General features: G+C 77.3%; 1 protein-coding gene. It reads left to right on the forward strand.

Annotated features, from left to right (window positions below):
• Positions 1 to 787 (forward strand): FGGY family carbohydrate kinase (locus HMPREF0591_RS30030; protein ID WP_007172662.1); only part of this gene is annotated, 787 nt, incomplete at both ends.

Here is a 787-nt window from a genome sequence, read left to right on the forward strand (position 1 = left end):
CGTCGTGCCGCTGGCCGCCATCACGGTGGCCAAGCTGCGCTGGCTCGCCGACCACGAGCCCCGGCACGCGGACCGCACGGCGGCCGTCTGCCTGCCGCACGACTGGCTGACGTGGCGGTTGCGCGGCGACACCGCCGTCGCGGCGCTGACCACCGATCGCAGCGACGCCAGCGGCACCGGTTACTACGACGCCGCCAGCGGCGGCTACCGCGTCGACCTGCTCGAGCTGGCCCTGCGCGGTCGCCGCCCGCTCCTGCCGGCCGTGCTGGGCCCTCAGGACGGAACCGTCAGCGGCGCAACAACTTTCGGTGCGGGGCTCGGGGACAACGCGGCCGCGGCCCTGGGCCTCGGCGCCGAAGAGGGTGCCGTCATCGTGTCGGTCGGGACCTCGGGCGTGGTCGCGGCGGTCACCGCCGACCCGATCCGCGACGACGCCGGGTTCGTCGCGGGATTCGCCGACGGCACGGGGCGCTACCTCCCGCTGGTGTGCACGCTCAACGGCGCGCGGGTGCTCGACGCGGCCGCCGCCATGCTCGGCGTCGACCACCACCGGCTGTCGGAGCTCGCGCTGGCCGCGCCGCCGGGCAGCGCGGGGCTGGTCCTGGTGCCCTACCTGGAGGGTGAGCGAACCCCCAACCGCCCCAACGCCGCCGGCGCGCTGCACGGCCTGCGGGTCGCCAACGCCACGCCGGCCAACCTGGCCAGGGCCGCGGTGGAGGGGCTGCTGTGCGCGCTGGCCGACGGCCTCGCCCACCTGGCCGCGCTCGGCGTCGCCGCGCGCCGCATC

Origin of the sequence: Mycobacterium parascrofulaceum ATCC BAA-614 (assembly GCF_000164135.1) — a bacterium.
Taxonomy (GTDB): domain Bacteria; phylum Actinomycetota; class Actinomycetes; order Mycobacteriales; family Mycobacteriaceae; genus Mycobacterium; species Mycobacterium parascrofulaceum.